This is a genomic window from Pseudacidovorax intermedius, assembly GCF_001476815.1.
GTDB classification, from domain to species: domain Bacteria; phylum Pseudomonadota; class Gammaproteobacteria; order Burkholderiales; family Burkholderiaceae_C; genus Xenophilus; species Xenophilus intermedius_A.
Map to the genome: position 1 here is coordinate 1 of NZ_LDSL01000027.1, position 22,416 is coordinate 22,416.

At 71.9% G+C, this 22,416-nt stretch carries 20 protein-coding genes, 1 pseudogene and 1 riboswitch; of the genes and pseudogenes, 4 read left to right on the top strand and 17 right to left on the bottom strand.

The window, feature by feature from the left end:
• The 17 genes and pseudogenes from NS331_RS27055 to NS331_RS03575 form a co-directional block, all read right to left on the bottom strand.
• Window positions 1–90 (bottom strand): annotated as a pseudogene (locus NS331_RS27055) (protein TolR); the annotation flags it as partial.
• 18 nt (window positions 91–108) lie between these two features.
• Window positions 109–810 carry a protein TolQ gene (gene tolQ, locus NS331_RS03500; protein WP_058640628.1) on the bottom strand — a complete coding sequence of 234 codons (702 nt, stop codon included), beginning with the start codon at window positions 808–810 and terminating at the stop codon, window positions 109–111.
• Entirely contained in the window at window positions 807–1,253 is a 447-nt protein-coding gene (ybgC, locus tag NS331_RS03505; RefSeq protein ID WP_058640629.1) for a tol-pal system-associated acyl-CoA thioesterase, read from the bottom strand. The genes tolQ and ybgC overlap by 4 nt, the downstream gene beginning before the upstream one ends.
• Complete coding sequence (locus NS331_RS03510) at window positions 1,250–2,473, bottom strand: pyridoxal phosphate-dependent aminotransferase (protein WP_058640664.1); 1,224 nt, start codon at window positions 2,471–2,473, stop codon at window positions 1,250–1,252. The genes ybgC and NS331_RS03510 overlap by 4 nt, the downstream gene beginning before the upstream one ends.
• A 14-nt stretch (window positions 2,474–2,487) precedes the next feature.
• The gene (gene nusB / locus NS331_RS03515) at window positions 2,488–3,066 is read right to left on the bottom strand and encodes a transcription antitermination factor NusB (RefSeq protein WP_440589362.1); all 579 of its coding nucleotides are present in this window, start codon (window positions 3,064–3,066) and stop codon (window positions 2,488–2,490) included.
• A complete protein-coding gene (gene ribH / locus NS331_RS03520) occupies window positions 3,063–3,536 on the bottom strand; it encodes a 6,7-dimethyl-8-ribityllumazine synthase (RefSeq protein WP_058640631.1) in 474 nt (157 codons plus the stop codon). The genes nusB and ribH overlap by 4 nt, the downstream gene beginning before the upstream one ends.
• Window positions 3,537–3,582: 46 nt before the next feature.
• Window positions 3,583–4,728 (bottom strand): bifunctional 3,4-dihydroxy-2-butanone-4-phosphate synthase/GTP cyclohydrolase II, encoded by a 1,146-nt coding sequence (ribBA, locus tag NS331_RS03525; RefSeq protein ID WP_058640632.1) that lies wholly within the window; start codon window positions 4,726–4,728, stop codon window positions 3,583–3,585.
• Window positions 4,725–5,381: a riboflavin synthase gene (locus NS331_RS03530; protein WP_058640633.1), complete on the bottom strand. Its 657-nt coding sequence runs from the start codon at window positions 5,379–5,381 to the stop codon at window positions 4,725–4,727. Before NS331_RS03530 ends, ribBA begins: the two co-directional genes overlap by 4 nt.
• A gap of 45 nt (window positions 5,382–5,426) precedes the next feature.
• Window positions 5,427–6,584, bottom strand: a complete 1,158-nt coding sequence (gene ribD, locus NS331_RS03535; protein WP_058640634.1) for a bifunctional diaminohydroxyphosphoribosylaminopyrimidine deaminase/5-amino-6-(5-phosphoribosylamino)uracil reductase RibD — start codon at window positions 6,582–6,584, stop codon at window positions 5,427–5,429.
• Window positions 6,581–7,027, bottom strand: coding sequence for a type IV pilin protein (locus NS331_RS03540; protein WP_058640635.1), 447 nt, complete (start codon window positions 7,025–7,027; stop codon window positions 6,581–6,583). The genes ribD and NS331_RS03540 overlap by 4 nt, the downstream gene beginning before the upstream one ends.
• Window positions 7,027–7,662, bottom strand: a complete 636-nt coding sequence (locus NS331_RS03545) for a pilus assembly PilX family protein (protein ID WP_058640636.1) — start codon at window positions 7,660–7,662, stop codon at window positions 7,027–7,029. The genes NS331_RS03540 and NS331_RS03545 overlap by 1 nt, the downstream gene beginning before the upstream one ends.
• A complete protein-coding gene (locus NS331_RS03550; protein ID WP_193758040.1) occupies window positions 7,659–8,732 on the bottom strand; it encodes a PilW family protein in 1,074 nt (357 codons plus the stop codon). The genes NS331_RS03545 and NS331_RS03550 overlap by 4 nt, the downstream gene beginning before the upstream one ends.
• Complete coding sequence (locus NS331_RS03555; RefSeq protein WP_058640638.1) at window positions 8,729–9,250, bottom strand: hypothetical protein; 522 nt, start codon at window positions 9,248–9,250, stop codon at window positions 8,729–8,731. The genes NS331_RS03550 and NS331_RS03555 overlap by 4 nt, the downstream gene beginning before the upstream one ends.
• 56 nt (window positions 9,251–9,306) lie before the next feature.
• Complete coding sequence (locus NS331_RS03560; protein ID WP_058640639.1) at window positions 9,307–9,843, bottom strand: GspH/FimT family pseudopilin; 537 nt, start codon at window positions 9,841–9,843, stop codon at window positions 9,307–9,309.
• Window positions 9,844–10,045: 202 nt separating this feature from the next.
• Window positions 10,046–10,489: a transcriptional regulator NrdR gene (nrdR, locus tag NS331_RS03565; protein WP_058640640.1), complete on the bottom strand. Its 444-nt coding sequence runs from the start codon at window positions 10,487–10,489 to the stop codon at window positions 10,046–10,048.
• Between the two features lie 25 nt (window positions 10,490–10,514).
• The gene (glyA, locus tag NS331_RS03570; protein ID WP_058640641.1) at window positions 10,515–11,759 is read right to left on the bottom strand and encodes a serine hydroxymethyltransferase; all 1,245 of its coding nucleotides are present in this window, start codon (window positions 11,757–11,759) and stop codon (window positions 10,515–10,517) included.
• Window positions 11,760–11,803: 44 nt separating this feature from the next.
• Window positions 11,804–11,936, bottom strand: a riboswitch (ZMP/ZTP riboswitch).
• Between the two features lie 262 nt (window positions 11,937–12,198).
• Complete coding sequence (locus NS331_RS03575) at window positions 12,199–13,098, bottom strand: lytic transglycosylase domain-containing protein (protein WP_058640642.1); 900 nt, start codon at window positions 13,096–13,098, stop codon at window positions 12,199–12,201.
• Between the two features lie 586 nt (window positions 13,099–13,684).
• Here NS331_RS03575 and NS331_RS03580 point away from each other — a divergent pair.
• The 4 genes from NS331_RS03580 to NS331_RS03595 all read left to right on the top strand — a co-directional run bounded on the left by NS331_RS03580 (window position 13,685) and on the right by NS331_RS03595 (window position 22,387).
• A complete protein-coding gene (locus NS331_RS03580; RefSeq protein ID WP_058640643.1) occupies window positions 13,685–17,527 on the top strand; it encodes a DUF748 domain-containing protein in 3,843 nt (1,280 codons plus the stop codon).
• Between the two features lie 170 nt (window positions 17,528–17,697).
• Window positions 17,698–20,403, top strand: coding sequence for a DUF349 domain-containing protein (locus NS331_RS03585; RefSeq protein ID WP_058640644.1), 2,706 nt, complete (start codon window positions 17,698–17,700; stop codon window positions 20,401–20,403).
• 147 nt (window positions 20,404–20,550) lie between these two features.
• Entirely contained in the window at window positions 20,551–21,168 is a 618-nt protein-coding gene (locus tag NS331_RS03590) for a TetR/AcrR family transcriptional regulator (protein ID WP_058640645.1), read from the top strand.
• 49 nt (window positions 21,169–21,217) lie between these two features.
• On the top strand, window positions 21,218–22,387 hold the full coding sequence (locus NS331_RS03595) for an MFS transporter (protein ID WP_058640646.1): 1,170 nt from the start codon (window positions 21,218–21,220) through the stop codon (window positions 22,385–22,387).
• The last annotated feature ends 29 nt before the right edge of the window (window positions 22,388–22,416 follow it).

The window sequence follows — 22,416 nt, forward strand, 5'->3', positions numbered from 1 at the left end:
CAGCAGCACCAGCATCACGTCGATGAACGGGACCATGTTGATCTCGTTGATCGTGCGGCGGCCTCGACCGCGGGAGGCGACGGCGGGCATGGGGCTCTCCTGGCGGGTTCAGTGGCCGGCCGCGGTGGCGGCGGGCGCGGTGGACAGGTTGCGCTGCAGGATGTTGGAGAACTCCTCGGTGAAGGTCTCCAGCGCGATGGCGACCTTGTCGATGTCGCGCGCGAATCGGTTGTAGCCCACCACCGCCGGAATGGCGGCGAACAGGCCGATGGCCGTGGCCACCAGCGCCTCGGCGATGCCGGGGGCCACGGTGGACAGCGTCACCTGCGTCATGGCCGACAGGCCGGTGAACGCATGCATGATGCCCCACACCGTGCCGAACAGGCCCACGTAGGGGCTGACCGAGCCGACGGTGGCGAGGAAGGACAGGTTGGATTCGGCCGCGTCCATCTCGCGCTGGAAGCTGGCGCGCATGGCGCGGCGGGTGCCGTCCAGCAGCGTGCTGGCGTCGCCGATGCGGCGCTCGCGCAGCTTCTGGTACTCGCGCATGCCGGAGGCGAAGATGCGCTCCATCGGGCCGGCCAGCTTGGCGTTCTGCGCCGCGGCGGCATAGAGCTCGTTGAGGCTGGAGCCCGACCAGAACTCGCGCTCGAATTCGTCGTTGAGCGCCCGCATGCGCCGCAGCGCGAAGAACTTGCGGATGATCGCCGCCCAGCTGGCCACCGACACGCAGGCCAGCAGCGCCATCACGAACTGCACGACGAAGCTCGCCTGCAGGATGAGGGAAACGATGGACATATCCTGGTTCATGGTCTTGGGTCGGTTTCGGCGGTTGATGGAGCGCGGTGGCGCTCCAGGGTTCCCAGCAGCGCGGCGGGCATGCGGGTGGGGCGGAGCGTGGCGGCCTCGACCCAGCCGATGCGGATGGTGCCTTCGGCCAGCTTGCGGGTGGGGTCGTCGGCCATCGCGACCTGCTGGACGAGCGTGATCGAGGCCTGGCCCATGTGCTTGAGCTCGGCCGACACGCGCAGCAGGTCGTCCAGCCGGGCCGGGCGGTGGTAGCGCACCTGCGTCTCGGTGACGACGAACATGCCGCCGGTGTCGTCGCGCAACTGCTGCTGCTGCACGCCCATGTGGCGCAGCCATTCGGTGCGGGCGCGCTCCATGAACTTCAGGTAGTTGGCGTAGAAGACGATGGCGCCGGCGTCGGTGTCTTCCCAGTAGACGCGGATGTCGTGGGTGAAGCGGTTCATCGGGCGAGTGCGCGCAGGCGGGCGACCGCCTCTTCCAGCTGCGGCAGGGCGTTGGCGGTGGAAAAGCGGATGAAGCGGCCCGTCTGGTCCGTGCCGAAGTCGCGGCCCGGCGCCACGGTGACGTGGGCGCGCTTCATCAGTTCGAAGGTCAGGTCCCAGCTGGCCCGCGGGCCGCTGATGCCCAGTTGGCGCGCGAATTCGCCGCAGTCGGCCCAGGCATAGAAGGCGCCATCGGGCACCACCGGCACCGGCAGGCCCAGCGATTCGAGCTGGGGGATGAACCAGTCGCGCCGTGCCTTGAATTCGGCGCGGCGGCGTTCGTACTCGGCGATGCTTTCCGGCTCGAAGCAGGCCAGCGCCGCCTGCTGGGCGATGGCGCTGGCGCAGATGAAGAGGTTCTGCGCCAGGCGCTCGACCGCCGGCACCAGCGCCTCGGGCACCACCAGCCAGCCCAGCCGCCAGCCGGTCATGCTGAAGTACTTGCTGAAGCTGTTGATGCTGATGACGCTGTCGTCGATGGCCAGCGCGCTGTGGCCGAAGCGGGCGTCGGCCTCGGCGGCATCGCCCAAAGCGGCGCCGTAGCTCAGGCCCAGGTAGATCTCGTCGACCAGCGTGATGCCCCCGTGCGACTTCACGACCTCGTGGATGCGGCGCAGCTCGTCCAGCGGGATCGAGGTGCCGGTCGGGTTGGAGGGCGAGGCCAGCAGCACGCCGCGCGTGCGCTCGTTCCAGGCACCGCGCACCTGCTCGGCCGTGAGCTGGAAGCGGCCTTCGGCCGTGGTCGGCAGCAGCACGGCGCGGCCTTCGGCGGCGCTCACGAAATGCCGGTTGCAGGGATAGCTCGGGTCCGGCATCAGGATCTCGTCGCCGGCCTCGATCAGCGCCAGGCAGGCCAGCTGCAGCGCCGCCGAGGCGCCGGCCGTGACCACGATGCGGCGCGCCGGCACGTCCAGGCCGAAGCGCTGGGCATACCAGCCGCTGATGCGCTCGCGCAGTGCGTCCAGGCCCACGGCCGGCGTGTACTGCGTGCGGCCGGCCGAGACGGCGCGGGCGGCGGCTTCCTGCACCAGCGGGGGCGCGGTGAAGTCGGGTTCGCCGATGTTCAGGTAGAGCATCGGCTGGCTGCCGGCCGCGGCCTCGCGGGCCAGCGCGCTGGCGGCCTTGGCGACCTCCATGACGAAGAAGGGCTCGATGCGCTCGGCCCGGCGGGCGATGCGCAGGGGCGGGGACACGCTCATCGGGCTTTGCCCGCCGCGCGGTCGGCCTCGACCTCGGCGGCGCGCAGCTGCGGCGCCAGGCCGCCCAGCACGCCATTGACGTACTTGTGGCCGTCGGTGCCGCCGAATTCCTTGGCCAGCTCGATGCATTCGTTGATGACCACGCGCCACGGCACGTCCAGGCAGTGGCGGAATTCGTAGGCGCCGATCCACATCACCGCATGCTCGATGGGCGAGATCTCTCCCAGCTTGCGGTCGAGCAGGGGCACGATCAGCGCGTCCAGTTCGGCAGCCTCGTTCACGCAGCCGTGCAGCAGTGCGTCGTAGTGCACCGAGTCGGCCTTGTGGAAGCCCGACAGGTCGCGCGTGAAGGCGTCGATGGCGGCGGCATCGTTGCGGCCGACGAGGTGCTGGTAGAGCGCCTGCACGGCGAATTCGCGCGCGCGGGTGCGGGCCGACTTGGCCGCGGCCTTGCGCACGCCGTTGGACTTGGTGCCCGGCTTGCCGCCGCTCGCCGGCGTGACGGGGCGGACCTCGCCTTCGGGCAGTTCTGTGCCGGTCATCGGCACGTCGTCGGAGGGGAGGGTGCCGCTCATGCCGGGGCCCCGATGCGCTGGACCAGGCGGGCCATCTCCACCGCCACGGTTGCCGCGTCGCGGCCCTTGTCGGTCTGGCGGGCGACGGCCTGCGGCAGGTCTTCGGTGGTGAGGATGGCGTTGGCGATGGGCAGGCGGTGGTCCAGGCCCACGCGCGTGACGCCGGCACCGGATTCGTTGGCCACCAGCTCGAAGTGGTAGGTCTCGCCGCGGATGATGCAGCCCAGCGCCACCAGCGCATCGAAGCCGCCGCGCTGCGCCAGGGCCTGCAGGGCCAGCGGCACTTCCAGCGCGCCGGGCACGAGCACGTGCTCGATGTCCGCCGGCTGCACGTTCAGCCGGGCCAGCTCGGCCAGGCAGGCGTCGGCCAGCGCGTTGGTGATGTCTTCGTTGAAGCGGGCCTGGACGATGCCGATGCGAAGACCGCGTCCGTCGAGCGGGCCGGCCGCTCCCTTGTTGGCGTTGAGCATGAGGATTCTTTTTTCTGGGGATGGGGTGGCCGGTGCCGCCCCGGGGTCACTTGGTCACGTAGCCGGCGATCTCGACGCCGTAGCCCGCCACCAGGCTGGGCATGCGGCGGGGCTTGCCCATCAGCAGCATCTTCTGGATGCCGCATTCGCGCAGGATCTGCACGCCCACGCCGTAGCTGCGCAGGTCCATGCGGCCGCGCTCGGGGGCCTGGGCGGGCCGGGCGGTGCCCTCGAACTGGGCCAGCAGATCGGATGCGCTCTCGCCGCAGTTCAGCAGCACGGCGACGCCCTTGCCGGTGGCGGCGATGTGGGCCAGCGCCGCATCCAGGCTCCACGTGTGCATGGGGCGGTGGAGCTCGATCAGGTCGAGCACCGACAGCGGTTCGTGCACGCGCACCGGCACCGCCTCGTCGGCCAGCCATTCGCCGCGCACCAGCGCGAGGTGGAAGCCGCCGCTGGGCTGGTCGCGGAAGGCGTGCAGCTGGAAGGCGCCGTGCGCCGTCTGCACCTCGCGGCTGCCGACGCGCTGCACCAGCGACTCGTGGCGGCTGCGGTACTCGATCAGCGCGGCGATGGTGCCGATCTTCAGGCCATGCTCGGCGGCGAAGCGCTGCAGGTCGGGCAGCCGGGCCATGGTGCCGTCGTCGTTCATCACCTCGCAGATGACGGAGGCAGGCGAGCAGCCGGCCATGCGGGCGAGGTCGGAGCCGGCCTCGGTGTGGCCGGCGCGCATCAGCACGCCGCCATCGACGGCCTGCAGCGGGAAGATGTGCCCGGGCTGCACCAGGTCGCTGGCCTGGGCGTCGGGCGCCACGGCGGCCTGCACCGTGCGGGCGCGGTCGGCGGCGGAGATGCCGGTGGTCACGCCCTCGGCCGCCTCGATCGAGACGGTGAAGGCCGTCGAATGCTTGGCGCCGTTGCGCGCCACCATGGGCGGCAGGTTCAGGCGCTCGCACATCTCGCGCGACAGCGTCAGGCAGATCAGGCCGCGCGCATGGCGGGCCATGAAGTTGATGCTCTCGGGCGTGATGTGGTCGGCGGCGATGACGATGTCGCCCTCGTTCTCGCGGTCTTCCTCGTCCACCAGGATGACCATGCGGCCGGCGCGGATCTCCTCGACGATTTCCTCGACCGGGGAGATGGGGGCGGGCGTGAGGGCCGCCGTGGGCAGCGGGCTGATGGATGCGCTCATGGTGCGAAGGAAGAGGTGTTGGCGATGCCCACGCCGCCGGCCTGCAGCATGCGCTCCACGTAACGGGCCACGGTGTCGATTTCCAGGTTGACCCGGCTGCCCGCCTGGAGCGTGCCCAGGGTGGTGTGTTCGACGGTGTGGGGAATCAGGTTGATCGAGATCTCGCAGCCCTCGGCGCGGTCGGCCACGGTGTTGACCGTGAGGCTCACGCCGTTGACCGTGACCGAGCCCTTGTAGGCCATGAAGCGGCCGAGGGCCGCGGGCGCGAGGATGGCGAGGCGCCAGCTCTCGCCGTGCGACTCGAAGCTGGCCACGCGGCCGATGCCGTCCACGTGGCCCGAGACGATGTGGCCGCCCAGGCGGTCCTGCGGGCGCAGGGCCTTCTCGAGGTTGACCGGCGTGCCGGCGTCGGCGAGGCCGGCCGTCTTGTCGAGCGACTCGGCGGAGATGTCGATGGTGAAGCGGGAGGCGGCGGTGTCGAGCGAGGTGACCGTCATGCAGGCGCCGTTGAGGGCGATGCTGTCGCCGAGGCCGACATCGTCCAGGTAGCCGGCGGGCGCCTCGATGTCCAGCCGCTTGCCGTGGGAGGAGGAAGTGCCGAGGTCATGGACGGCGGCGATGCGCCCCATGCCGGTGATGATGCCGGTGAACATAGCCCGCCATTTTCGCAGACTGGCGGCCCGGCGGGCCGCGGCGGGTCAAAAGAGGTCGCGGCCGCGCGGGCGGGCGAGGATGCGCAGGTCCTCGCCGATGGTCTCGACGCTGTGGAAGGCGAAGGCCGGTGCGTCCGCCAGCGCGGCCAGCGGGCTGGGTTGCGTGGGGCGGTGGAACATGGCCAGGCCCTCGCCGATGAGCTTGGGCGCCAAATACACCAGCAGTTCGTCGACCAAGCCCTCGCGCAGCAGCGAGCCGGCGAGCTTGTGGCCGGCCTCGACGTGCAGTTCGTTGATCTCGCGCCGCGCCAGGTCGGCCATCACGGCCGCGAGGTCGACCTTGCCGCGGGCGTCGGGCCGGCGCGTGATGTGCGCGCCGCGGGCCTTCAGGGCGTCCGCGGCGGCGGCCTCGACGGCGGCGTAGAACCAGACCGGGCGCTCGGCGTCGAAGAGCCGCGCCGTGGGCGGCGTCTGCAGGCGGCTGTCCACCACCACCAGCACGGGCTGCCGTGCGACCGGCGTGCCGCGCACGTCCAGCCGCGGGTCGTCGTCCAGCACCGTGCCCGCGCCGGTGAGCAGCGCGGCGGCGCGGGCCCGCCAGGCATGGCCGTCCGCGCGGGCGGCCTCGCCGGTGATCCACTGGCTCTGGCCGTCGGGCAGGGCGGTGCGGCCGTCCAGCGAGGCGGCGATCTTCAGGCGCACCCAGGGCAGGCCGCGCACCATGCGGCTGAGGAAGCCGATGTTGAGCTCCCGCGCGCCGCGCGCCGGCGTGCTGTCGGGAGGGAGCAGGCGGGTGTCGATGCCGGCCGCGCGCAGGCGGGCCAGGCCGCGGCCGGCCACCTGCGGATTGGGGTCCTGCAGCGCCGCGACCACCCGGCCGATGCGCGCGGCAATCAGCGCATCGCAGCAGGGCGGCGTGCGGCCGTGGTGGCTGCAGGGCTCCAGCGTGACATAGGCGGTGGCGCCGGCGACCGAGGTGCCGCGCGCCTGCGCGTCGCGCAGCGCCATCACCTCGGCGTGCGGACCGCCGGCCTGCTGGGTGTGGCCCCGGCCGAGCACCGAACCATCGGCGCCCACGATCACGCAGCCCACGCGCGGATTGGGGTCGGACAGGCCGACCGCGCCGCGCGCCAGGTCGAGCGCCCGTGCCATCCAGTCGAGGTCGTGGGCAGGATCGGGCGGCAGGACGGGGGCGGCGCTCATGAGGCTTTGAAGCAGTCGTTCAGGGTGGTGTCCGGGGCATTGTTGCTGATCGTGCGGCGGCCGGTCTGGTCCACGGCCAGGTCGCCGCAGCGGTCGCTCTTCATCGTGCCGGTGCGCACGGCGCGAAGGCTGAAGCGCTGCGGCGGGCTGCCCGCCGTGGACAGTTCCAGCCTGTAGACGGCGGTGCCCTGGCCCGGCACCTGGGCCAGGGAGGGCGGCAATTGCGCGCCGGCAAAGCTCAGGTGCGCGGCATGGTGGCGGTGGAGGAGGTGCTCGGCCTCCATGAGGGCGATCTGCGCCTGGACGCGACGGGAACGGCGGGCGTGTTCGTCATAGCCGCCCACGGCCAGCGCGACAAGGATCACGCCGATGAGCAGGACGACCAGCAGTTCCGGCAGGGAGAAGCCGCGGCGCTGATGGCTGGGGTACGGGGTAGGGGTCATCAAGCCTCCGGCGGCTGGAGCAGTGTCCGCCAGCGCCGGCTCCACGGGGCAGGCGTGCAAGGCGGCGCGGGGGACGTCGCCGGGTCGCCGCTGGCGGCGTCGGGCGATCCGCAGGGGCTGTCCGGCCGCCACAGCTGCGACTGCTGCCAGGCTTCGGCGCCCTCGGCCAGCCGGCCGGTGTCGGCCACGACCACCGCGTCTGCCGACAGGCCGCGCGCGGTGATCAGCAGCCGCGTGCCTGCAACCGGATCGGTCAGGCGGTGGATGAGGCAAAGGCCTTGGCCGGCGTCCGGCGTGGACGCCGTACCGCCGGCCTTCACCAGCCCAGGCGCGCCGGGCCGCCAGGCAGCGAGCCGGCCCCACTGCCGCTCGGCTTCTGCCGCGGTGGCGGCGGTCACGCGCGCATCCGGCGTCGTCGCGCCGACGGACGCCATGGCGACCGCGTCGCACTGCCGCAGCGCGGCCCGGGCCATTTCCTGGGCCTGGGTGCTGCGCTGCTGGGCCTGCACGAGGCGCGCCGCACCGGTGGTGCTGCGCAGGACGGTGGCGCCTGCCACCATCAGGGCCGGCAGCATCACCAGGATGACCACGAGCGCCTGGCCGCGCTGGTGGCGTCGGTCGGCGGCGCTGCTCATGCGCCGTCCTGCGCACGAGCGGGCCGCAGGTTGTGCAGGAAGACGGTGGTGCGCAAGGCCTGCCGCAACCGGCCGTCGGTGGACAGCCGCTGGCGGTCGTCGCAATCCGGATAGGGCAAGGCGGTCGTGTTGCGGGTCTCGACGGGGGTGGCGCTGCGCAGCACCACGCACAGCTGGATGCCGACGACCCGGCGCCAGCCGGCCGCGTCCGTCCCCAGGGCCGGGTGGTCCGCGGCCAGGTAGGCCGTGACCTGGTCCGGTGCCGGGTCGGCTGGGGTGGGCGCGCGGGTGACGGCATAGCGCAGCCGCAGGTCCTCCACCTGCGCCGCCAGCGCCTGCTTGCTGCCCATGGTGCCGTTCGCCCGCATGCCGCGGCAGTAGAGCGTCGGCGTGCCGTCCTCGTCCGGCTCCACGAAGTAGCGGTGATCGGCCAGGGGGTAGCTGCGGCCTGGCTGCGCGCTCGACGCGGCCCAGGGGCCGATGGCTTCCAGCACGCAGTTGGACGGCTGGCCGCCGTCGACCTGCACCGTCGCGCGCGCGTCGGCCTGGTGCCGGATGGCCAGGGACTGCGGCCGGGTGGCGCTCCCGCTGCCGGCGGCGCGGCAGGCCAGGCTGTCGAAGGCCGCGGCGTCGTCGACGAAGCCGCCCGCACAGCCGCGCACCGCCAGGCCGTCGAAGTGCGGCCGGCCTTGCGCGTCCAGGTCGGAATAGCCGGCCAGGCGCAGCTGCTGCGCCAGCAGCGCGACGAGCAGCGTGCCGTCGGTCTGCAGCTGGACCTGGGCGGCCACCCGGCGGGACTGCTGGCCGCTGTGCAGGTGCAGCACCACGCCCATCAGCACCACGGCGAGGCCGATGGCCACCGCGACCATCAGTTCGACCAGCGTGTAGCCCCGTGCGTGCGCGAAACGCCGATGGCGCTTCGCTGGGCTGCGCCCGGCCGCGCCGACGACGCCGACCGCGCCGCCAGTGACGCAGGCCGGCGTCGGCGCGTCAAGGTGCTCCGTGCTGGAGGGGCGTTTCGCTTCCTCTGCCGACCGGGCGGCTTTCGATGCAGACAGGAGCAGGCTCATAGCGCGAAGCGGACGTTCAGGCATGCGTGCTCCGGCGCCGGCTCACCCAGTTCCGCCGGGCACTGCGGCGACGCGGTTGCCGCCCCTTCGGTGGCGCCTTGCCCCGGGTTCCACCACACCAGCCACAGCTGCAGCATGCGCACGCCGTCCTGCTCGGCCGTGCGTGCCTGCGCCTGGGCCATCGGCAGCCGGGCAGCCGCGGCTGCCAGGAAGGCGCGGCGGTCCTCGACCGCGACCGCGTTGGCTGCGAGCCCGTCGTCCGCCACGTCCGGGCCGGGCGATGGCGCGGCCGGCGGCGTGTCGCCGAGCGCGATGGCATAGCCGCCGCCGGCGACGCCGCGCGGGTTGAGCCGTGCCCGCTCCGCATAGTCCTGCAGCAGGAGCAGGGCCGTCCCGCGCTGCTGCGTGCTCTGCAGCGGCCCGTAGGCGCGCGAGGCGGCCGCGCTGACGCCCAGGCCTGCTGCGCCCAGCAGCAAGAGGGCGACGATCACTTCCACCAGGGCTGCGCCGCCACCCATGCGCCGGCGGCCGATGTCCGCGGGACCCGCGAGCCGTCGCGCCCGATGCCCCGGCCTCATCGCTCCACCACCTCCCGCGCGCGGCCGACGCGGTTGAGCACCAGGCGGCGCACCGGCACGTCGGCATGGGTGGCCACGAAGCGCAGGCTGGCCGGCGTGCTGTTGAGCTGCCCGTTGGGCAGGAACACCAGCCGCTGCAGGCCCGAAGCGGACGGCGTGATGCGGGCCACGCCCATGGTCGGGCCACGTGCATGGAGCAGCGGCTCGTCGCCGTCGCGCCGGCCGTCCCCGTCATGGTCCAGGAAGACGATCCAGCCCGCGGCCCAGTCGGCCTCCTTGCCGGACTGGCAGTCCAGCCCGTCCGCACTGGCGCACACGGTGGCGGGGGCCGATGCACCGAGGGCATGGATGCGGGCCAGGTCCAGGCTCTCGCGCAGCGCGCCGGTGGCCTGGCGGGTCTGCCAGTCGCCGAGCCAGCGGCCCGCACCCGGCGCGGCCCAGGTGGCGAGCAGGGCGGTCAGCGCCAGGCAGACCAGCCCTTCGATGATGGTGAAGCCGCGCCCGCGCGCGGCCTGCGCCTCGGCATGACCCATGCGTCGTTCCCCCTGTGCTTGTCGCTTTGGGGCGAATATGTCGCGAAGGCGCGGCGGCCTCAAGCCGGCCGGCGGGCATGCGTCACGCGACGGCGCTCAGGAAAGAAAAGAAAAGGATTGGGCGGTGCCGCATGGCGCAGCGTTCCGATGGCTGCGGCGCAAGCGCTGTGCGATGCCGGCCAGCCCGGTGCCGACGTTGGCGCTAGATGTCGCGCAGCAGGCGCCGGAATTCCTCGACGTCCTCGAAGCTGCGGTACACCGAGGCGAAGCGCACGTAGGCCACCTTGTCCAGGCGCTGCAGCTCGTGCATGACCAACTCGCCCAGCTTGCTGGATTCGATCTCGCGCAGGCCGCCAGACAGCAGCTTCTGCTCGATGCGCATCAGCGCCTCGTCGATCTGCTGCACGCCCACCGGCCGCTTGCGCAGCGCCAGCATCATCGAGGCGCGGACCTTGGCCGGCTCGTAGTCGGCCCGGCTGCCGTCCTTCTTGACGACCGCCGGGAAGTTGACGTCCGGCCGCTCGTAGGTGGTGAAGCGCTTCTCGCAGCCGCCGCACTGGCGGCGGCGGCGTACGAAGTCGCCGTCTTCCGAGATGCGGGTCTCGACGACCTGCGTCTCGGCATGGCCGCAGAACGGGCATTTCATGCGGCCGTGGCTCCTGGCAGCGCGTTCAGCGGTAGACCGGGAAGCGGCTGGTCAGGGCCGACACCTTGGCGCGCACGGCCTCGATGTTGGCGGCATCGCGCGGGTTGTCCAGCACGTCGGCGATCAGGTGGGCCGTGGCGCGCGCCTCCTCGTCCTTGAAGCCGCGCGTGGTCATCGCCGGGGTGCCGACGCGCACGCCGCTGGTCACGAACGGCTTCTCCGGGTCGTTGGGGATCGCGTTCTTGTTGATGGTCATGTGGGCGCTGCCCAGCACGGCCTCGGCTTCCTTGCCGGTGATGCCCTTGGCGCGCAGGTCGACCAGCATGACGTGGCTTTCGGTGCGGCCGCTGACGATGCGCAGGCCGCGCGAGGTGAGCGTCTCGGCCACGATCTGCGCGTTCTTCACCACCTGCTGCTGGTAGGCCTTGAACTCGGGCGTCAGCGCTTCCTTGAAGGCGACGGCCTTGGCCGCGATCACGTGCATCAGCGGGCCGCCCTGCAGGCCGGGGAAGATGGCGCTGTTGATCGCCTTCTCGTGCTCGGCCTTCATCAGGATGAAGCCGCCGCGCGGGCCGCGCAGGCTCTTGTGCGTGGTGGAGGTCACCACGTCGGCATAGGGCACCGGGTTGGGGTACACGCCTGCGGCGATCAGGCCGGCGTAGTGGGCCATGTCGACCATGAAGATGGCGCCGACGTCCTTGGCGACCTTGGCGAAGCGCTCGAAGTCGATGCGCAGGCTGTAGGCCGAGGCACCGGCCACGATCAGCTTGGGGCGGGACTCGTGGGCCTTGCGCTCCATCGCGTCGTAGTCGATTTCTTCCTTGTCGTTCAGGCCGTAGGAGACGACGTTGAACCACTTGCCCGACATGTTCAGCGGCATGCCGTGCGTCAGGTGGCCACCTTCGGCCAGGCTCATGCCCATGATGGTGTCGCCGGGCTTGAGGAAGGCCAGGAACACGGCCTCGTTGGCGGAGGCGCCGCAGTGCGGCTGCACGTTGGCGGCATCCGCGCCGAAGAGCTGCTTGATGCGGTCGATGGCCAGCTGCTCGGCCACGTCGACGTATTCGCAGCCGCCGTAGTAGCGCTTGCCCGGATAGCCTTCGGCGTACTTGTTGGTGAGCTGCGAGCCCTGGGCGGCCATGACGGCCGGCGAGGCGTAGTTCTCGCTGGCGATCAGCTCGATGTGGTCTTCCTGGCGCTGGTTCTCGGCCAGGATGGCGGCGTACAGCTCGGGATCGGTCTCTTGGACCAGGATGTTGCGTTGGTACATGGCAGTCCTTCGAAGAAGAGGGACCTTGCGGCATCGGATCCGGCAAGGGCTGCCCAGGCGAACGGCTGATCGCCCGGGCTCGAGCCGCGGGCGGTGCGCTTCCCAGTGGTCATCCACGTCAGCGGCGGCTCGCCTCTTGGGGAGGGGCCGCGCCTATCGCCAGTCGCGCACCGGTGGAGTGTAGCCGAGGCCTTTGAGCCGGCAGTTCGCAGGGGCGCGCATGCCACGGTTTTGCGAGGCGGCGCGTCAGCGTCATCGGGGCGCGTGCCGGAGCCCGCACGGCCGGCCACCGCGCTCCTGGAAAGAGGCAATAAAAAAGCGCTCCCAGAGGAGCGCTTCGATGTGTCCTTCTCTTTCTATATTAGTGAGAGACGGACGGTGAACGAGCCGCCTGCGCGACGGCGCCAGGATTGCAGTCCCGCCGCCGCGCCGGGCACGTTCACAAGGCCGGCTGCTCCAGCAGCGCCACGGTGGCCGGCGTGTTCTGCGCCGGCGGCTTCGCCTCGTCGGGCGAGGCCGGGGCCACGACCGGGATCGGCTGGGTGCGCGGCGTCGGCTGCGTCGGCATCGGCGCGGCGGGCGCGCCGGTGGCGGGCGCCGGCGGCGTGAAGACGGGCACGGCGCGGCCGCTGGCCACCTGGCGCAGGCGGTCGTGCTCGGCCATCACCTTGACGGTGTAGCCGCCGTCGTCGCCCAGGTTGGCGGCGCCCACGTAGTAGCGCAGGCCGCCTTCCAGGGAGCCGGCGCGCGAGATGCACTCCTGCAGCACCTTGACGCCGACGCGCAGGTTGGTGATGGGGTCGAAGGCGGCGAGCGTGCCGCCGGCCGGCTCGTACTTGTCGCCGTGAACGCGGGTCATGACCTGCATCAGGCCCTGGGCCCCGACGGGGCTCTGGGCGAAGGGGTTGAAACTCGACTCCACCGCCATGATGGCGAGGATCAGCGTCGGGTCGAGCTTGGTCTGCCGGCCGATGGTGTAGGCCTCGGCGACCAGCACGCTCAGCGGCTCGACCGCGACGCGGTATTTGCGGCTCAGCCAATAGGCCACGGCGGCCTGCTGGCGGGGGAGTTCTTCGGGGCGCGCCGCGGTGGCGCGCTCCACGGCATTGGGCGCCGGATCGGTGGGTGCCGGCGCCGGTTTGCGAGATTCGACCCAGGCCGTCAGCTCCTGCTCGCCTGCGCGCTGCAGGTCGGGCCGGGCGGCCACGGCGACGACGATGAACACGAGCGCGAGCCCGATCAGCGCGAAGCCGTTGTGGACGATCTCGAAGAAACCATCGGCTACGTCGCTGGCAAAGGTTCGCAACCCCTGCATGCCAGCCCGCAAGACCTGATTCATTCGCTAATTTCCTTTCTCTGCGAGCTCAAGGCTGCAAGTGGCGCAGGGCGCGCCGACTGCCTCGGGCATTCGCGTGAAGCGGCGATGTGCAGGTCCGTGCAGAGATACGAGGTGCACGGGCGTCCTGTGTTCGCCAGAGAGGCCGGGCCCTGAAAAAGCCCGGAAGACGGCCCGGGTGGAAGGACTGCGGGAGCCCGGGCAGCGCGCATTCTAGGAACCGTCAAATACACGGTCAAGAATATGGATTCCAATCTTTATGCTAAGTGGAAATGAAAAGGGCGGCTATCAAACGTTAACGAATCATCGATCAACTTCATTTGCAAGCGCGTGGGACCGGGCCTACGCGGCAGCTGTCTGCATCGCAGACGTCTGCCGGTGCCAGGGTTCAGCGACGCGAGTCGCAGACGATGGCCCGGCCCCCACGGCGGCAATCCCTTGCCGCCAGTGCGTCGGGAACCTTTCTCCTTCCCGCGCCAAAGAGATGGATGCGGCCTGGGGCCCTCCGTCGAGCCCGGTGGTGGTGCCTCGCGCACCCCACCGGGCTTTTTCGTTGGGAGGGCGCTGCCGCGTGCGGCACACTTCCGCCATGAATCTCCTGCGATCGACGTACCGCCCCTGGCTGCGCCGTGCCCTGTGGGCGCTGGCCGGCCTGCTCGCGCTGTGGGCCGTGCTCTGGGCGGCGGTGCCGCCCCTGCTGAAGTGGCAGCTCCAGAAGCAGGCGTCGGCCGCCCTGGGCCGGGCGGTGACGGTCGGCTCGGTGCAGCTGCGGCCCTGGACGCTGGAGTTGACGCTGCGCGACCTGCAGGTGGCCGGGCGGCAGGGCGAGGCGCCGCTGTTCACCGCCCGCCGGCTGTATGCCGATGCCGAACTGCAGTCGCTGCTGCGCTTCGCGCCCGTGCTGGATGCCCTGCAGCTGGATCAGCCGGTGCTGCGCCTCGCGCGTGGCGCGGACGGCGTGCTCGACATCGACGACATCCTGCGCCGGCTGGCCAGGCCCGGCGACAAGCCGCCGCGGGACGGGCCCGCGCGTTTCGTGCTCTACAACCTGGCGCTGGACGGCGGGCGCATCGAGTTCGACGACCGGCAGGCCGACCGCCGGCACGTGGTGGAAGGGCTGACGCTGCAACTGCCCTTCCTCAGCAGCCTGGCCTCCCAGCGCGCAGTGAACGTGGCGCCGCACCTGGCCTTCACGCTCAACGGCAGCCGCTTCGAATCCAGCGCCGAGGCGCTGCCGTTCGCCGACACCCGCAAGACCGCCGTGCGCATGCAGTTCAAGGGCCTGGACCTCGCCCCCTATCTCGCCTACGTGCCGGCCGGCCTGCCCGTGAAGCTGGCCTCCGGCGTGGTGGATGCCGACCTGCGCGCCGACTTCGAGCGCGGCGGCGAGCAGGCGTCGCTGAAGCTGTCCGGCACGGTGCATGCCCAAGGCCTGCGGGCGCTGGATGCACAGGGCGGCGAACTGCTCAAGCTGGCGGGGCTGACGCTGGACCTGGCCGATGTGCGGCCACTGGAGCGTCGCCTGCACCTGGCCAAGCTCGCGCTGGACGCGCCGGCGCTGGCCGTCCGCCGCGACGTGCAGGGGCGGCTCAACCTGCTGCTGACCAGCGGCGCCACGCCGGCACCCGAGACCGCGCAGGTCGTGCGCAGCGCGCCGCCGGCGTCGGCACCGGCTGCCGCGGACGCCGGTGGCGACGCAGGCACCGGCACCGCCGCGCCCACGGCCGTCTCCGCCGCGCCGCGCTGGACCGTGCAGATCGACGACACGGTGCTGCAGAACGGCCGCATCGGCTGGCACGACGACACCGTGCGGCCGGCCGCCGTCGTCGCCATTTCGGACCTGGACCTGCGCATCGAAGGCGCCGCCTGGCCGATGGCGAAGCCCGCCCGCTTCAACGGCGCTCTGGCGGTGGACCGGGGACGGCTCAAATTCGACGGCCAGGGCAGCCCGGCCGAAGTGCGCGCACAGATCGAGGCGGCCGACGTGCCGCTGTCGCTGGCCGCGCCCTATCTGGCGTCCACGCTCGAGCCGGCGCTCGACGGCCGCCTGGGTGGCCGCCTCGGCCTGCACTGGTCGCCGCAGACGCTGGCGCTCGACGCCGCGCGCGTCACGCTCGACAGCCTGTCGCTCACCGACGGCAAGACGGCGCTGGCCGGCATCGGCCGCTTCGAGCTGCTGGATGCGCGGGCCGACCTCAAGGCCCGCAGCCTGAACGTGGGCAGCCTGACGGCCACCCGGCCGCAGATCGTCGTCGAGCGCGACGCCCAGCAGCGCTGGATGTACCAGCGCTGGCTGCGTGCGCCGGCCGCAGCAGGCGAGGGCGCGGCCGTGCCCGTGGCGCAGCCGCGCGAGCCGGCGGCCGGGACGCCACCGCCGCCGTGGAAGGTGCGGATCGCGGCCCTGGCGATCGACGGCGGCACCGTCGACTTTGCCGACCGCGCCCGCCGTGGCGCCCCGGTGGAAGCCAGGGTGAGCGAGCTGCGGCTGCGCCTGCGCAACCTCGATCCGGCCACGTCCGCGCCGGTGCCGCTGGAGGCCTCGGGGCGGCTGTCCGCCGGCAGCCGTGCCGAGCCGGGGCGCTTCGACTACCAGGGCAGCGTGGTGCTCGCGCCCTTCGCCCTGCGCGGGAAGCTGGAGGCCACGGCCCTGCCGGTGCATGCCTTCCAGCCCTACTACGCGCAGACGCTGAACGTGGACGTGCGGCGGGCCTACGCCGCCTACCGCGGCAGCCTTGCGCTGGCGTTGCCGTCGGCGGGTGCCGAGGTCCAGATGGCGGGCGACCTGGCCGTGGACGACCTGCGGGTGGACAGCGTGGCGCTGACCACGCCATCGGCGGCGCCGGCCGCGGCGGCCAGCGAGGCGTCGTCGGCCTCGCCTGCCCCGGCGTCGGCGCCGCGCGGCGAACGCCTGCTGCGCTGGAAGGCGCTGGCGTTGCGCGGCTTCGCGCTCGACCAGCGGCCCGGCGCGCCGCTGCGCCTGGACGTGCGCGAGACCACGCTCACCGACGCCTTCGCCCGCATCATCGTGGAGCCATCGGGCCGCCTGAACCTGCAGGGCATCACGCGCCAGGGCCAGCAGGAGAACGAGCGCGCGGCGGCCGAGCGGCCGCAGCCGCGCACCGCGCAGGCGGGCGAGGGCGCCCGGGCCACCAGCAATGCCGGCGACGGCCCGGCAGCCACCCAGGCTGCGCCGCCCGTGCGCGCAGAGGCCGCCAAGGGGCCGTCGCCCATCATCCGTTTCGGGCCCATCAGCGTGGTCAACGCCCGGGTGGACTTCTCCGACCTGTTCATCCAGCCCAACTACTCGGCCGACCTCACGGAGCTGACCGGCCGCCTGAGCGCCTTCTCGTCCGAGCCCGCGTCCGAAGGCCGGCCGGCCCTGGCCGACCTGGAACTGCGCGGCAAGGCGCAGCAGACCGCGTCGCTGGAGATCCTGGGCAAGCTCAACCCGCTGGCCAAGCCGCTGGAGCTGGACATCGCCGCCAAGGTGCGCGACCTGGAACTCGCGCCGCTGTCGCCGTATGCCATCCGCTATGCCGGCCACGGCATCGAGCGCGGCAAGATGAGCGTGGACCTGCGCTACCAGGTGGCGCCGGACGGCCGCCTCACGGCCACCAACAAGGTGGTGCTCAACCAGCTGGCCTTCGGCGATGCAGTCAAGGATGCGCCCAACAGCCTGCCCGTGCGGCTGGCCGTGGCCCTGCTGGCGGACCGCAACGGCGTCATCGACGTCGACCTGCCGCTGTCGGGCTCGCTCAACGACCCGCAGTTCAGCATCGGCCCGCTGATCTGGAAGGGCGTGCTCAACCTGATCGGCAAGGCCATCACCTCGCCCTTCAGCCTGCTGACGGGTGGCCTCGGCGGCGGCAGCAGCGAGTCGAGCGTGGTGCCCTTCGCGCCGGGGAGCGATGCGCTGTCGGCCGCGGCGCGGCAGAGCCTGGACAAGGTGGTGCAGGCGCTCAAGGCGCGCGACGGCCTGCGGCTGACCGTCATCGGCCAGGCCAGCCTGGACAAGGAGCGCGACGCTCTGCAGCGCGAGCGCCTGCGCCGCATGGCCCTGGCCGAGAAGCGCCGCGCCGCCGTGCGCGCCGGCGACGACCCGTCGGACGTGGCACCGGTCACCGATGCCGAATACCCCGCGCTGCTGGAGGCCGTCTACAAGCGGGCCGACATTCCCAAGCCCCGCAACCTGATCGGCATGGCCAGGTCGCAATCGGTGGCCGAGATGGAAAAGCTGCTGCTGCCCACCATCGCAGTGGACGAGCAGGCCATCCGCGAACTGGGCATCGCCCGCGCCGCGGCCGTGCGCGACTACCTGCTGCAGCGGCAGTTGCCCGGCGACCGCATCTTCCTCGGGGCCGTTCGCACCGCCGGGGCCGACGCCGGCCCCGACTGGAAGCCGGGCACCGAACTGCGGCTGGACGTCCGGTAGGAATCGGGGCCCCGCGCGACCCCGATTCCTCGGCCTTGTCCGCGGGATTTCTGCTGCGCAGCCTCCTGGGCGACAATGCGGCCCGCGCGCCGGCCATGCCGGCGCATTTGCTTGGACGACCGGCAACCGGCCGGTCCACCTCCCCGACCCCTTACCACGACCCTGGCGCAGTGACTCAAGCCACGACCAAACACGATATCCCCACCCTCGACCAGCTCACCGGGGGCGTCTTCACCGCCGCGACCTCCGGCGAACGGGCGCAGCGCGTGCGCGACTGGCTTGCCGGCAACCCGGCCCCGGAGTTGATGCAGGAAGTCTTCAAGGAACTCAGCGGCCGCGACAAGGGCGCCGCCCGCCCGGTGCGCGAGCGCCTGGACGAGATCAAGCGCGCCAAGGGCCAGGAAGTGATCGCCGCCGAATGGGCCGACAAGGCCCGTGCGCTGCTGGATCAGCCCCGCCTGAACATCGCCGACGCCATGGCCTGGCAGCGCGACGCCGCCAAGGCCGGCGCGCCGCTGTCGCGCGAACCGCTGGCCGGCCTCAAGGCCAACCTGGCCGAGCGCGTGAAGGGCGTCGAAGACCTGCAGCACCGCGCCCAGGTGCACCGCGAGGCCGCCGTGCTGCTGGCCCAGCGCTTCGAAGTGCTGTCCACCAAGGGCTGGCAGGACGCACAGGCCGCCGAAGAAGGCCTGCGCACCGACGTCGCGCACTGGACCACCCAGGCCGACGAGATCGTGCAGGACCCGAACTGGGCCAGCCTGGACGCGCGCTTCGCCCCGCAGTTGGAGGCCTCGCGCTCGCAACTGCAGGTGGTGTCCGAAGCCTTCCACAGCGCGCTGGCCCAGGCCGTCGCCGCTGCCGCCGATGCCCAGGCGCCGCTGCCGCCCGTGCCCGTGTGGGCCGACGAGCTGCGCGCCGGCCGCGGCCTGCCGCCCGAGAACGTGGCTCCGGCGCCCGCGCCCGCTGCGCCCAAGGTCGACCCCGCCCAGCGCGCAGCCGCCGAAGCGGCCGTCGAAGCCTCGCTGAGCAAGCTCGAGGAAGCCACCGCCCAGGGCCAGGGCAAGACCAGCCAGGCCGCCGCCAACGCGCTGCGCGCCGTGCTCAAGGAGCATGGCAAGCTGGTCGGCAACGCCCTCGAAGCCCGCGTGCATGCCGCACTGGTCGCCGCCGGCGAGCTGGAAGGCTGGCAGCGCTGGAGTGCCGACAAGGTCCGCGAAGACCTGGTCGCCAAGGCCGAAGGCCTGCTCAACCGTCCCGAGGGCCAGGCCCTGGGCGGCCGCAAGATGCAGGAGCAGCTGCGCACCCTGCGCGAGCAGTGGAAGCAGGCCGACCAGGGCGGCGTGCCCAACCACGGCCTGTGGCGCCGCTTCGACGAGGCCTGCAACAAGGCCCACAAGGTGGTCGAGGCCTGGCTGGAAAAGGTCCGTGCCGAGGCCGCCGAGCACCGCGCCCAGCGCCTGGCGCTGGTCGAGGAACTGCGCGCCTGGACCGCCGAACACGCCGGCGACGCCGACCTCAAGGCACGCAACCGCGCCCTGCACCAGTTCGCCGACCGCTGGCGCGATGGCGGCCACGTGAGCGAGAAGGTGTTCGCCGAACTGCAGCCGCTGTGGAGCGCCGCCATGACCGAGGCCCGCGGCCCGCTCGAAGCCTCGCAGAAGGCCAGCATCGAGCGCCGCCAGCAGATGATCGCCGAGGCCACCGAGCTGGGCGCTGCGCCGCAGCTGCGCATCGACGCCGTCAAGGCGCTGCAGCAGCGCTGGCAGGCGGAGGCCCAGGCCGTGCCGCTGGAACGCCGCCAGGAGCAGAAGCTCTGGGACGCGTTCCGCAAGCCCATCGACGACGCCTTCCAGCGCAAGAGCGCCGACCGCGAGCGCCAGGCCGAGGCCATGGGCGAACACGACCGTGCCGTCCTCGAAGCCTCCAAGGCGCTCGAAGCGGCCAACGCCACGGGCGATGCCCAGAAGATCCGCGCTGCCATGACGGCGCTGGAAGACGCGCTGCGCGGTCGCCGTGACGCGGCCGCCGCGGCGCCTGCCGCTGCCGCTTCCGAGGCAGCCGCCTCCGCGCCGGCAGCAGGTGCCGATACGCCTGCTGACGGGGCCGCCGCCCCGGCCGCATCGGGCGAGGGCGCCGAAGCCGCTGCTGGCGAGGCGACTGCCGACGCTGGCGAAGCCGCTGCGCCCGTACCCGCCGCCGCGCCCAAGGCCGCCCCGCGCCCAGTGGTCGCCGTGCGCGGCGACGACCGCCCCGGCGCAGCCCGCCCGGCCGCCGCGCCCGCCGGCCGCTTCGGTGACCGCCGCGATGGCCGGGACAGCCGTGGCGGCCCGCGCAGCGGCGACCGCTTCGGTCGCGACCGTCCCGGCCGGCCGGGCGACATGCGCGGCGACCGTGCCCCGCGCGAGGACCGCGGCCCGCGCCTGGGCGACACCGCCTTCCGCGCCCAGCGCGACGCCATGGAGCATGCCCAGGCCGCCCTGCGCAAGCTGGCCAGCCAGGCGCACGGCGAGGCCGTCACGCAGTTGCTGGACGCCTGGAACAAGCGCGACGGCGCTGCCGTGCCGCCGGCGCAGGAGCTGGGCCGCGTGACGCCGTCCGTGCGCAACCAGTGGGTGCAGTCGCTGTCGGCCGCGCCCGCCGGTGGCGACGCCGGCGAAGCGCTGCTGCGCCTGGAGATGGCGGCCGAGGTGCCGACGCCGCCGGAGCAGCTCGACGCCCGCCGTGCCCTGCAGCTCAAGCTGCTGACCAAGCGCAACGAGCCCGGCCCGGCCGAGACCTGGGCGCAGGATGCCGCACGCGTGCTGGCATCGGCCCACGAGCCGACCGTGGCGCGCCGCCTGCAGAGCGCGCTCAAGCCGCTGCTGCGCAAGGGCTGATCAAGACGCTGGCCGCCTGGGCCGGACAGCAAAGCGGCGCATCGGTGACGGTGCACCGCTTTTTTGCTGGATGTGCTCTGTAATTGACTGATCATTCCAGTATTGGCTAGACTGAGCGCGTTGCCATTTCTGAACCAGCAGAGCCAGATGCAGAAATCCACGCCAGGACGGCCCCGGGAGTTCGACGACACCGCTGTCGTCGAGGCGGCCATGGATGTGTTTTGGTCGCGCGGTTATGAAGGTGCGTCTGCACAGGAACTGTGCGAGCGCACGGGTCTGGGCCGCGGCAGTCTCTACAACGCTTTCGGCAGCAAGCAGAAGCTCTACCACCGGGCGCTGACGCTGTATCAGGAGCAGGGCATCCAGGCGCAGGCGCAGATCCTCAATGGACGTGGCACCGTTCGCGAGCGGTTGCAGGCGCTGATGGACTGGGGCATCGCGCATGATCTCGGGCCCGCACGTGGGCGCGGCTGCATGGCGTTGTTTGCCGCTCTGGACCGTGCGGGCAAGGATCCGGAGGTGGCCGAGATCGCGCGTGTCTATGTTCAGCGGCTGGAACAGGTGCTGTGCCATCTGTTCGCCGTCGGGCAGCGCAGCGGCGAGTTGCCGTCGGTGCGGTCCGCGCTGGAGATGGCGCGCGGTTTCGTGGGCAGCTACTACGGTTTGCGTGTGCTTGGGCAGTCGATGCCGGACCGTGGGTTTCTGCGCGACGCGACGGCCGGGATCCTGGCCAGCTTCGGTGCTGGGGATGAAAGGTTGGGCTGAATGCTCGTTTTTTTTGCCCTATTCTTGAACGATCATTCAAATAAAAGCTATGCCTGTTTCCGTTTACCTCCTCGGCCTGACCATCTTTGCGCTGGGCACCTCCGAATTCATGGTCGCCGGCATGATGCCCTCGCTGGCGCAGGCTCTGGACGTGTCCTTGCCTCAGGTCGGCCACCTCATCTCCATCTATGCCGCCGGCATAGTGGTGGGCGGTCCGGTGCTGACGGCCATCCTGCTCGCATGGCATGTGCCCAACAAGCTGGCGCTGCTGGGGTTGATGGCGGTGTATGCGGCCGCCCAGTCGATGGCCGCGATGGCGCACACGCAGGGGTTGATGGCCGGCGCCCGGCTGGTGACGGGCATCGTGGCGGCGGCGTGCTTCGGCGCGGCGTTGGCACTCTGCGCGGACATGGTCGCGCCCCAGCAGCGGGGGCGCGCAGCCGCCGCCGTCCTCGGCGGCCTCATGCTCGCTGCCGTGCTCGGCGTGCCGTTGGCGACGCTGATCGACCAGCACTGGGGTTGGCGAACCAGTTTCTGGCTGGTGGTCGTGCTGGTGGTGGTTTGCGCGGCCTCTGTGGCCATCTGGGTGCCGGCGTCCCGCTCAACCCCGCATGGCGGACTCGGCCAGGAACTGCAGGAGTTTCGCAATCCTCATCTCTGGATGGCCTATCTCACCAGTGCGCTGATCATCGGTTCGGCCTTTGCGGCCTTCAGCTACTTCGCCGTGATCCTGACGGGTCTTTCGGGCTGGCCCGCCGCCGCGGTGCCGTGGCTGCTGGCCACCTACGGCGTGGCGAACATGGTCGGCAACATCGTCGTGGGGCGCCATGCGGACCGGCATACCCACGCCGTGTTGGCCATCGGCCTGACAGTGCTGATGGCGGCTCTGGCCCTCTTCGCGTGGCAGGCCGAGTGTGCCGCCCTCAGCGTGGTCATGGTGGTGGTGACCGGACTGACGGGCGTCACGCTGAATCCCGCGATGGCGGCCCGAGTCATGCGCGTGGCGCGGCCCGGCCCGTTGGTGAACACGATGCATGCATCGGTCATCAACATCGGGCTGGGCGTCGGCACGTGGCTCGGCGGCGAAGCCATCGACAAGGGCTATGGCCTTCGGTCGCCGTTGTGGATCGGCGCGGCGCTGGCCGCGCTGGGTCTCGCCAGCCTGCTCCCGTACGCGTCTCGGGGCCGCCGTGCGCAGGCCATGGCCTGCCGCGGCTGAGTGCCTGCTTGTCCGATCCACACAGAATC

Bases quoted from the DNA above. Each gene is read 5' to 3' on its own strand.
- nrdR (WP_058640640.1), bottom strand. From the start codon at position 10,489: ATGAAATGCCCGTTCTGCGGCCATGCCGAGACGCAGGTCGTCGAGACC.
- NS331_RS03560 (WP_058640639.1), bottom strand. From the start codon at position 9,843: ATGGGTCATGCCGAGGCGCAGGCCGCGCGCGGGCGCGGCTTCACCATC.
- NS331_RS03555 (WP_058640638.1), bottom strand. From the start codon at position 9,250: ATGGGTGGCGGCGCAGCCCTGGTGGAAGTGATCGTCGCCCTCTTGCTG.
- ybgC (WP_058640629.1), bottom strand. From the start codon at position 1,253: ATGAACCGCTTCACCCACGACATCCGCGTCTACTGGGAAGACACCGAC.
- ribBA (WP_058640632.1), bottom strand. From the start codon at position 4,728: ATGAGCGCATCCATCAGCCCGCTGCCCACGGCGGCCCTCACGCCCGCC.
- ribH (WP_058640631.1), bottom strand. From the start codon at position 3,536: ATGCTCAACGCCAACAAGGGAGCGGCCGGCCCGCTCGACGGACGCGGT.
- NS331_RS03545 (WP_058640636.1), bottom strand. From the start codon at position 7,662: ATGAGCAGCGCCGCCGACCGACGCCACCAGCGCGGCCAGGCGCTCGTG.
- NS331_RS03580 (WP_058640643.1), top strand. From the start codon at position 13,685: ATGAATCTCCTGCGATCGACGTACCGCCCCTGGCTGCGCCGTGCCCTG.
- NS331_RS03540 (WP_058640635.1), bottom strand. From the start codon at position 7,027: ATGACCCCTACCCCGTACCCCAGCCATCAGCGCCGCGGCTTCTCCCTG.
- NS331_RS03595 (WP_058640646.1), top strand. From the start codon at position 21,218: ATGCCTGTTTCCGTTTACCTCCTCGGCCTGACCATCTTTGCGCTGGGC.
- NS331_RS03530 (WP_058640633.1), bottom strand. From the start codon at position 5,381: ATGTTCACCGGCATCATCACCGGCATGGGGCGCATCGCCGCCGTCCAT.
- NS331_RS03590 (WP_058640645.1), top strand. From the start codon at position 20,551: ATGCAGAAATCCACGCCAGGACGGCCCCGGGAGTTCGACGACACCGCT.
- nusB (WP_440589362.1), bottom strand. From the start codon at position 3,066: ATGAGCGGCACCCTCCCCTCCGACGACGTGCCGATGACCGGCACAGAA.
- glyA (WP_058640641.1), bottom strand. From the start codon at position 11,759: ATGTACCAACGCAACATCCTGGTCCAAGAGACCGATCCCGAGCTGTAC.
- NS331_RS03550 (WP_193758040.1), bottom strand. From the start codon at position 8,732: ATGAGCCTGCTCCTGTCTGCATCGAAAGCCGCCCGGTCGGCAGAGGAA.
- tolQ (WP_058640628.1), bottom strand. From the start codon at position 810: ATGAACCAGGATATGTCCATCGTTTCCCTCATCCTGCAGGCGAGCTTC.
- ribD (WP_058640634.1), bottom strand. From the start codon at position 6,584: ATGAGCGCCGCCCCCGTCCTGCCGCCCGATCCTGCCCACGACCTCGAC.
- NS331_RS03575 (WP_058640642.1), bottom strand. From the start codon at position 13,098: ATGAATCAGGTCTTGCGGGCTGGCATGCAGGGGTTGCGAACCTTTGCC.